This is a genomic window from Actinocrinis sp. (genome assembly GCF_035650855.1).
Classification (GTDB): Bacteria; Actinomycetota; Actinomycetes; order Streptomycetales; family Catenulisporaceae; genus Actinocrinis.
Window position 1 is genome coordinate 18148 of the sequence record NZ_DASRGV010000056.1, and the last position, 9626, is coordinate 27773.

General features: G+C 72.9%; 9 protein-coding genes. All 9 read left to right on the forward strand.

Translation table 11 applies throughout. The features are described from left to right. Positions 1-246: 246 nt before the first annotated feature. Entirely contained in the window at positions 247-711 is a 465-nt protein-coding gene (locus tag VFB40_RS04635) for a cobalamin B12-binding domain-containing protein (RefSeq protein WP_324848020.1), read from the forward strand. Continuing rightward, positions 708-1976, forward strand: a complete 1269-nt coding sequence (locus VFB40_RS04640; protein WP_324848021.1) for a methylaspartate mutase — start codon at positions 708-710, stop codon at positions 1974-1976. The genes VFB40_RS04635 and VFB40_RS04640 overlap by 4 nt, the downstream gene beginning before the upstream one ends. 14 nt (positions 1977-1990) lie before the next feature. Beyond that, the gene (locus tag VFB40_RS04645; protein ID WP_324848022.1) at positions 1991-3100 is read left to right on the forward strand and encodes an asparagine synthetase A; all 1110 of its coding nucleotides are present in this window, start codon (positions 1991-1993) and stop codon (positions 3098-3100) included. Continuing rightward, positions 3097-4479 (forward strand): glutamate synthase-related protein, encoded by a 1383-nt coding sequence (locus VFB40_RS04650; protein WP_324848023.1) that lies wholly within the window; start codon positions 3097-3099, stop codon positions 4477-4479. The genes VFB40_RS04645 and VFB40_RS04650 overlap by 4 nt, the downstream gene beginning before the upstream one ends. Next, positions 4476-5405 carry a 3-oxoacyl-[acyl-carrier-protein] synthase III C-terminal domain-containing protein gene (locus tag VFB40_RS04655; protein WP_324848024.1) on the forward strand — a complete coding sequence of 310 codons (930 nt, stop codon included), beginning with the start codon at positions 4476-4478 and terminating at the stop codon, positions 5403-5405. The genes VFB40_RS04650 and VFB40_RS04655 overlap by 4 nt, the downstream gene beginning before the upstream one ends. Before the next feature lie 104 nt (positions 5406-5509). Next, positions 5510-6913, forward strand: a complete 1404-nt coding sequence (locus VFB40_RS04660; RefSeq protein WP_324848025.1) for a preATP grasp domain-containing protein — start codon at positions 5510-5512, stop codon at positions 6911-6913. 70 nt (positions 6914-6983) lie between these two features. After that, positions 6984-8240, forward strand: a complete 1257-nt coding sequence (locus VFB40_RS04665; protein ID WP_349261346.1) for a type III PLP-dependent enzyme — start codon at positions 6984-6986, stop codon at positions 8238-8240. A 48-nt stretch (positions 8241-8288) separates the two neighbouring features. After that, positions 8289-8561: an acyl carrier protein gene (locus VFB40_RS04670; protein ID WP_324848027.1), complete on the forward strand. Its 273-nt coding sequence runs from the start codon at positions 8289-8291 to the stop codon at positions 8559-8561. A 4-nt stretch (positions 8562-8565) separates the two neighbouring features. Continuing rightward, on the forward strand, positions 8566-9531 hold the full coding sequence (locus tag VFB40_RS04675; protein ID WP_324848028.1) for a beta-ketoacyl-[acyl-carrier-protein] synthase family protein: 966 nt from the start codon (positions 8566-8568) through the stop codon (positions 9529-9531). Positions 9532-9626 lie beyond the last annotated feature (95 nt).

Consider the following 9626-nt stretch of genomic DNA (forward strand, 5'->3'; position numbering starts at 1 on the left):
CGAACCTCGTTCCTCCATCGCGCACCACTATTCAGATATCTCCGCCTAATACCCGGAAGCACACGGCCGGCGGCTCGGGAATCACCATTCCCGCGCCGCCGGCCGCGTGCTTTTTCGGCTTGATTTCCACGGCGCCGCGACTGCCCGCATTCTGCCGCAGCAACTACCGATTCCACCGGCCGGATCTTCCTATATTCGAAGACGAAGGGAACGAATCGCGGACCCCGATCACGAAAGTGCCCTGACATGGCGACCTCGCACAGCGGACTGACGGTCCTGGTGGCCGGCGGCGCGTCCGACTCGCACACCTGGAACCTGATGTTCCTCCAGCTCCTGCTCGAGGAGCGGGGCCACCGGGTGGAGAACCTGGGCCCGTGCGTCCCGCCCCGGCTGCTGGTCGAGCGGTGCCAGCTGCTCCAGCCGGAGCTGGTGGTCATCGGCAGCGTCAACGGGCACGGATACCGCGACGGGGAGGCCGCGGTGCGCGCGCTGCGCACCGAGCCCGGCACCGCCCACATCGCCGCGGTCATCGGCGGCAAGCTCGGCGTGGACGGCGTGCGCGACGAGGCACGGCGCCATCGGCTGCTGGACGCCGGCTTCTCGGCCGTCTTCGACGACGGCGACCTCGACGCCTTCACCCGGTACCTAAGCACCCTGACGAACTCGGCGGGCGCCCGCGCGGACCGGCCCAGCGGGAGGGCGGCGGTGTGAACGCCCAAGCCACGGCGCCGCGCCCCCGCTCGTTCGGAGGCTTCGTCGCCGAACGAGCCGCGGCCGGAGCGCTGGTCGTGCAGCCGCGGATGGGATTCAGCGATCCGGCCCTGATGCGCCGCGGCCTCGAGCGCACCAAGTTCGCCGCCGCCACCACCGTCGGAACCATCACCCTGGACAGCTACACCCGACTCGGCGAGCACGCGGCCGCCCGAAAGGCCGTGGCCGAGGGAACGGCGCTCAACGGCTACCCGATCGTCGCGCACGACGCGAGCACCACCCGCGCCGTACTCGCCGGCCTGCTGGACGAGACCTTCCCGGTGCAGGTGCGGCACGGCAGCGCCCGCCCGCAGCAGATCATCAGGACCCTGACGACTCTTGGCCTCGACGCCACCGAAGGCGGCCCCGTCTCCTACTGCCTGCCCTACGGCCGTACCCCGCTGCGCGAATCGATCGACAGCTGGGCGGAGAGCTGCGAGCTGCTGGCCGCGCTCGCCGGACCGGACCGCACGCCGCACCTCGAATCCTTCGGCGGCTGCATGCTCGGCCAGCTGTGCCCGCCCGGCCTGCTGGTGGCGCTCAGCGTCCTGGAGGCGCTGTTCTTCACCCGGCACGGGCTGACCAGCGTCTCGCTCAGTTACGCGCAGCAGACCGACCGGGCCATGGACGAGGAGGCGGTCCGCGCCCTGCGCCGCCTGGCCGCGCAACTGCTGCCGGCCGGCACCGATTGGCACATCGTGCTGTACACGTACATGGGCGTCTTCCCCTCCTCCGCCCGCGGCGCCCGCGCGCTGCTCGAGGCCGCCGCCGAACTCGCCGTCGCCACCGGAGCGCAGCGGCTCATCGTCAAGACGGCCACCGAGGCGCACCGCATCCCAGGCATCGAGGACAACGTGCGGGCGCTGGAGGCCGCGGCGGCCACCGCGGCAGCCGCAGACCGCGGATGCGCTGATTCCGGCGAAGCGGACAGCGCCGTCTACGCCGAGGCCCGCGCCCTCGTGGACGCCGTGCTCGAGCTCGACGACGACCCCGGCCGGGCCCTGGCCGCGGCCTTCCGGCGCGGCTACCTGGACGTCCCCTACTGCCTGCACCCCGACAACGCCGGCCGCTCGCGCAGCTACCTCGACGAGGGCCACCGGCTGCGCTGGGCCTCGGTCGGCCGGATGCCGATCGCCGCAGACCCCGCGCCGGACCGGCGGGCCCGGATGACGCCGGACCGCCTGCTGCACGCGCTCACCAGCGTCGCACGTACCTACGACCACTGAAGCCGGGAGACGAGATGTCGCTCACCGATCTGCCCGCGCGCCCGGGCGTCGCGCAGTCAAACGCCCGCAGCGCAGACAGCATCCACAGCGCTGACAGTATCCGCAGCGCCGCAGCCGACCTGCCCGTGCCGCGGGACGTGGCGCCGCCCGCCGGCCCCGCCCCGCTCGGCGAACACCTGCGCTCGCCACGGCTGCGGGCCGCGATGCTCGTCCAGCAGGCAGCACTGCACGCGGCGCGCGAATACCTGTGCGGGCGCGGCTTCACCGAACTGCTGCCCCCGCTGGTCGGCCCGGTCACCGATCCAGGCGGCCGAGGCGCCAAGGCTCTCGACGTCGACTACTACGGGCACCCGTACAAGCTCATGACGAGCGCGATCCTGTACAAGCAGGCGTCGCTGCGCGGCTTCCCGAAGCTGTTCTACGTCGCTCCGAACGTGCGCGTGGAGCCGCCGGAGACCGCGGCCACCGGGCGGCACCTGGTCGAGTTCCACCAGATCGACGTGGAGATCGCCGACGCCTCGCGCGACGACGCGATGGATGTCGCCGCCGGCCTTCTGGCGCACGTGGTCACCCGGGTCTGGGAGTCGGCGCCTTCGGTGCTGCGGGAACTCGGCCGGGAGGAGTCGTTCTTCGCCCGGACCCGCGACGGGATGTTCGACACCTGCACGCACGCGGACGCGGTCGCCCGGCTGCGCGAGCAGGGTCATCCCCAGAGCCCTGACGCCGAGATCGACTGGACCGGCGAGGAGGCGCTGTCCCGGCAGGCCGGCCGGCCGTTCTTCGTCACCGACTACCCGAAGGGCTCGCGCGGCTTCTACGACCGCGAGGACCGGACGCGCCGCGGCGTGCTGCGCAACTTCGACCTGATCGCGCACGGCGGGTACGGCGAGCTGGCCAGCGGCAGCGAGCGGGAGAGCGACTACGCCGCGATCGTGACCCGGATGCGGGAGAGCGGCGAGAACCCGGCGAAGTACGCCTGGTATCTGGAGCTGGCCCGTGAGGGCATCCCGGCCAGCGCCGGATTCGGCATGGGCGTGCAGCGGCTGGTCAGGTTCCTCACCGGACTCGACGCTCTCTGGCAGGTCAGCGCGTACCCGAAGCTGCCCGGGACGGTGGCGCCGTGAAGAGCGTGACCGCCGTGCACCCGGCTACCCTGCACGCGCCCGGCTTCCCGGAACGCGCGGTGCGCGCCCGCGCCCGCACCGGGACCGCCGAGGCATTTCCCTCGACCGAGGACTACGGCGCGCGGCTCTTCGGCGCCGGAGCCGGTGCACCGGACGACCTAGCCGGCCCGCCGCAGGTCTGCGACGATCTCGATCTGGCCCGGCTGGCGCCGCCGGTGTTCATGCCGCAGCGGCTGGAGAAGCTGATCGAGCTCGGCCGCGAGCCGCTGTACGACGACGTCGAGCTGGAGACAGGCATCGGCGGCTTCCGCAGCACCCTGCCGGTCTACCTGTCCGCCTTCGGCTCGACCCGCGCGGGCAGCGGCGACCTGGGGATCGCGGCGAGCCGGCAGGCCGCGCGGCTGGGCATCCCGATGGTGATCGGCGAGAACGCAGTGCCGGTGCACGGATACCGAGGCGGGGCGTCCGGCGAACTGCCCGTGCTGCTGGCCCGGATCCGCGCCTATTGCGAGCACGCCGCAGACGCGGCCGGCGGCGTCGTCGTGCAGCAGAGCACTGAGGACGCGGACGCCGAGGTGTGGAACCTCGTCTACAGCGACCCGGCGGCGCAGCCGCTGCTGGAGACCGGCCGGCTCGGCTTCGAGCTGAAGATCGGGCAGGGCGCGAAGCCGGGACTCGGCGGCATGACCGTGGTGGACGCGCGCGAGGCGGAGGAGCTGCGCAAGCGCTTCGCGGTGCGCGAGGTGTTCGGCGGGTCCGCCGGCGAGCTGCTGCGCTGCGCCACGCCGGGGACCTTCACCGAGGAGATCGTGCGCCAGCAGCTGCGGTTCATGCGCAACAACTTCCCGCGCGCCCGGGTCTGGGTGAAGTTCCACCCCGGCCGCGACATCGCGGCCGCCGCGGACACCGCCTGGCGCGCCGGAGCGGACGCGGTATGCGTGGACGGCGCACAAGGCGGCAGCGGCTGGGCGCCACGGGTCTTCCTCGGCCAGGTCGGCCTGCCGCTGGCCGAGTGCCTGCGCCGCATCGGGCCGCCGAGCGGCGGCCTGCTCGCCTCCGGCCGGATGTGGGAGGGGGGCCGCGCGGTGCGCGCCCTGGCCCTCGGCGCGTCCGCGGTCGGGCTCGGCCGGGCGGCGCTGCTGGCGGTGGACGAAGACCGCGCGGACGGCCTGGTCCGGCTGGCCGAATGCCTCGCGCTGGAACTTCGACTGCTGATCAGCGCGCTGGGCAAGTACAGCCCCGCCGCGCTGTGCCCCGACGACCTGTGGTGGCCGGGAACGCGGACCCCCGAACCCGAAGTCCTCGGCCACCACTCCCCCGCCGTCCAGCAGGGCCCCGTCTTCGACGAGGCCGCGAGTTCCTCCGGAGGCCGGCCGTGACAGCCATCGTCGACATCGCCTGCCATGTGCCTGAGCAGAGCGTCGCCGTGGACGACATCGGCGAGCGCGTGCAGGCGGGTGAGCACCTGATGCGCACCTTCCGCAAGTTCTACGGCCTGCGCGAGGTGCGCCGGTCGCAGAGCACGGACGTACGTGAGACGCTGCTGGCCGCCGCGGCGAATCTGCCCGGACTGCGCGGCAACGAGCACCGGGTGCGGCACGTGCTGTACGCGCGGACGGTCTCCACGATCGCGCCCGCCGGGCAGAATCCGCTTGAGGACGTGTGCGCCGCGCTCGGCCTGGACAACGCCGCCGCCTTCACGCTCACTCAGCACGGCTGCGCGACCGGGCTGCTGGGAATCGAGCTGGCCGGGCGCCTGCTGGCTTCGGACGGCGATCCGTCCGCCCTGGCCCTGGTCTTCGCCGGCGAGACGACCTTCAGCCCCGCGCTGCAGATCATCCCGGAGAGCACGGTGATGGGTGACTGCACCGCGGCCTGCCTGGTCGGCGCGGACGGCGAGCGCGACCGGCTGCTCGGCCTCGCGGTGCGCACGTACGGCCAGTACGCCGAGGGCTTCCCGCCCTACCCGCTGGACCCGGGATTCCTCAAGGACCACAACGAGCTTCTCGCCGCGGTGATCCTGGAAGCGGCCGAGGCGGCCGGCGTCTCAGTGGACGAACTCGCCGTCATCCTGCCGCACAACGTCAACCGGCTGTCATGGGTATGGACCTGCCGCGCGCTCGGCCTGCCGGTCGAGCGGGTCTACCTGGACAACGTCCCGGTCACCGGGCACTGCTTCGCCGCGGACCCCTTCATCAACCACGTGCACGCCCGCGCGGCCGGCCGGCTGCGCCCCGGCGACCTGTACCTGATGGCCTCCGTCGGCCTCGGCGCCACCTTCGCCGCGGCGGTGCTGCGGCACTGAACGCGAACGCCCCCCAGCACCGCCCCACCGAGCCAGCACAGCCCCATCCAGCAAACACCGCCATCCAGCCACGCCCCCGCCTAGCCACTCAAGGAGTCCCCGTGATGACGTCACGGCCGAACCAGACCTTCCTCGAGGGGGTCAAGAGCGCCTGCACCGGCGACCCGCGCGCCACGTTCGTCCTGCTCGGCAACTTCGAGGTGGAGACCGAGTGGGCCGGCGACGAGATCGGCCTGCCCTCCGTGGGCGGCGGCTCGTCGGCCGCGGTGGTCAACCGCATGGACGAGTTCGCGCTGCTGCTCGCCGGCAAGGCCGACCACGTCGTGCTCAAGTCCGCCCCCGATCCCGGCTATCTGGCCTATCTGGAGGACCTCGGGCTCGAACTGCCCGGGATCCTGGTCGCCGACGAGCAGGACCCGGCGCACACGGTCAGCGTCGACGCGCTGCGCTCGCCGCGGCTGCTCGCCGAGCTCACCGCGCTCGCCCGGGAAGGCGCCCACCTGCTGCCGCACGGGATGTCAGCCCTCGAAGAGGAGCTGTGCGGGCGCACCGGCCTGGCCCCGGCGCTGCCTCCTGCCGCGCTGACCAAGTCGGTGAACAGCAAGATCTACAGCCGGCGGGTGGCCGCCGAGCTGGGCCTGCCGCAGGCGCGCGGCTGGGAGTGCGAGACGGTGGACCAGTTCGCGGCGGCGGCCGAGCAGGCCGCGCGGTCGCTGGCCGCAGGGCGCCGGATCGGCGTCAAGGACGCGTTCGGCGTCTCCGGCAAGGGCATCGTCGTGGTCGACGAGCCGCGCCGGCTCGAGCAGCTGGTGCGCATGGTCACGCGGCGCGCCGAACGCACCGGCGATCCGCGGCTGGCCGTGGTGGTCGAGGAGTGGGCCGACAAGGACGCCGACCTCAACTACCACTTCACCGTCGGCCGCGACGGCTCGGTGCGCTTCGACTTCGTCAAGGAGGCGATCACCGAGAAGGGGGTGCACAAGGGGCACCGGATGCCCGCGCGCATCACCGCCGGGCACGCCGCCGAGATCGAGCGCTGCGCCGCGCTGCTCGGCGCCCGGCTGGCCGCCGACGGCTTCCACGGCCTGGTCGGCGTGGACGCGATCACCACCCGCGACGGCGGCCTGCTGCCGGTCATCGAGATCAACGCGCGCAGCAACATGTCCACCTACCAGGTCGGCCTGCAGGAGCGCTTCCTGACCGACGGGCAGATCGCGATGGCGCGCCAGTACGACCTGGCCGCGACCCGGCGGATCCCGTTCGGGCGGCTGCGCGAGCGGCTCGACGGGCTGCTCTTCGACCCCGCGAGCGGCCGCGGGCTGCTGGTCAACAACTTCGCGACCGTCAACGCCGCCGCCGCGGCCGACGCCGAAGCGCCGCGACTGGACGCGCGCACCCACCAGGGCCGGCTCTACGGCCTGCTCATCGCCCGCTCCGAGCAGGAGCTGGCCGAACTCGACCACGCCGTCGCCGAGGGCGTGCGGAAGGAGACCGGTAACCGTGACTGAAGACACTCACGCGCTCGCAGTGCCCGTACAGCAGGAAGAGCCGGTGCACGTCGACGAACCCGTATACACGGTGCAAGGCGTCACCATCAACGAGATCGTCGAACGCTTCGGCAGCCCGCTGTACGTATACGACGCGGACGTGATCTCCCGCCAGTTCCACAGCCTGCGCGACCGGCTGCACCCCGCCGTGGAGATGTTCTTCTCCCTCAAGGCGAATCCGAACGTGAGCATCTGCGCGCTGCTGCATTCGCTCGGCGCGCGCGCCGAGGTCTCCTCGCTGGCCGAGCTGCTGACCGCGCAGCGCGCCGGGGTGCCGGGCGAGCAGATCATGTTCCTCGGCCCCGGCAAGAGCCGCACCGAGATCGAGTCCTGCGTCAAGGAGGACATCACCCTGATCTGCGAGTCCTTCGGGGAACTCGCGCTCATCGACGAGACCGCGGCCGGGCTCGGCCGCACCGCGCGGGTGGTGCTGCGGGTCAACCCGAGCTTCGCGGTCAAGGGCGGCGGCCTGACCATGGGCGGCAAGCCGCGCCAGTTCGGCATCGACCAGGAGGCGCTGGAGGCGGCCGGCCCGCAGCTGGCCGAGCGGCACCCCGCGGTAAGGCTGATCGGCTTCCAGGCGTACATGGGCACCCGGTTCCTCACCGAGGACGTGATCGCGGCGAACACGGGCCAGATCCTCGCCCTGGCCGAGGACCTGGCCGCGCGGCTCGGCATCGACCCGCAGATCGTCGACGTCGGCGGCGGCCTCGGGGTCGCCTACTTCTCCGGCGAGCGCGACCTGGATCCCGCGGCGCTGGTCGACCTGCTCAATCCGCTGTTCGCCGACTTCCGCGCCAGGCACCCGCAGACCCGGCTGGTCATGGAGCTCGGCCGGTTCCTGCTCGGGCACAGCGGGGTCTACGCGGTGCGCGTGCGCTACGTGAAGGAGTCGATGGGCGAGCGGTTCGCGGTCGCGGACGGCGGCACCAACCACCACATGGCCGCCGTCGGCATCGGGTCCTTCGTCAAGCGCAACTTCCCGATGCGGCTGCTGAACCGGGCCGGCGCGCAGCCCGCGGCGAAGTGGAACGTCGCCGGCCCGCTGTGCACGCCGAACGACACCCTCGGCAAGGCCGTGGAGCTGCCCGCCGACCTGCGGCCCGGCGACGTGATCGGGGTCGAGCGCTCCGGCGCCTACGGCCCGACCGCCTCGCCGGTCTACTTCCTCAGCCACGGCTATCCGGCGGAGGTGCTGGTGCACGACGGGCGGGCCCTGCTGATCCGCGCCCGCGACGAGGCCGACGCGATGCTCGGCCCGCAGATCCTGCACGAGTTCGGCCACTGATTCCTGCCCGCCCGCACCGGGCGGCATCCACCAGAAAGGGACCGCACCATGACCACCACGACGCCCGAGACCCGCACTCAGGACACCGAGATCGTCGAGGCCATCACCGCGGCGATCGCCGAGGTGCTCGGCAGCGTCCCGGCGGACATCGCCGAGGACACCCGGCTGGCCGAGGACCTGGGCCTGGACTCCACCAGCGTGCTCAGCCTGCTGATGGCGCTCGAGGACACCCTCGACATGCAGGTGGACCCGGACAGCCTTGAGCAGCGGCACCTGGAGACGATCGGCTCGCTGGCCGGCTACATCGCCGAGAGCAGGTGACGAAATGCCGGTCCTGCGACGCTCGGGGCAGCAGCGCGGCGGCGCCGCGCGGCCGGCGGCGGGAGGCCCGCGCCTCGAATCCATCACCCCCTACTACTTCACCGCGGCCGACAGCAGCGCGCCCGACGGCCCCTCGCAGGCGTTCCGCGACCACGCCGACGTGCTCTACGGGCTCGGCGGCGACGGGTCGTGGGCGGCCGGAATGCCGGTCGTCAGCTATCACGACATGGCCCGCGCCGTCGCGCGCGACTTGGCCGAACGGCTGGACGGGATCGATCTGATCATCTCGGTGGAGGCCAGCGCGGACTGCCGGCACCAGAGCTTCCCGGCCTGCGTCCTCGGCGACCTGGTGCCCGGCGATCCGCTGGTGCTCGGCATCTCGGAGCAGGGCGTCGCCGGGCCGTTCACCGCGCTGCGCACCGCGGCCGACATGATCGCGGGCGGCGCGGCCCGGCGGGCGCTGATCCTGATCCTGGAGCAGAGCACGCTGCCGCCCGGCGGCCCGCGCCCGGCGCGCGACCTCGCGGTCGCCCTGCTGGTGAGCGGCGAGGGAGCCGGCCCGGTGCTCGGACGCCCCGTGGTCACGGTCAGCGGCCGGTTCGACGCCCCGCAAGACGCCGCCGTTCGTCCGCGGCCGGCCGACCCGGCGCGGCGGCACCCGGATCCCGGCCGGTCCGCGCGGACCCTCGTGCTCGGCGCCGCGCTGGCCGATCTGGCGCCCGCGCCGGGCGTGGCGGTCAGCCGAGCCGAGCCCGGGCACCCGTGCGCGGGCGTGTGGCTGGCGCTGGCCGACCTGCTGGCCGACGGCAAGCCGCTTGACGGCAGCGTGCTGATCGCCGACCGGGACCCGCGGCTGCCGTACCTGTGCAGCATGCTGATTTCCCCGTCGGACGAGCCGGCCGGGCGCACTGACACCCACCGGTTCGCGACGGTGGGCGGCCACGCACCGGAAGGGCGGGCGACCACGTGACCACCGCGACGATCGCACACGAGCATGCTCATGACAGCACGCTGATCGACGTTCTCGCCGACCGCGCCGACGCCCTCGACACGTCGGACACCTCC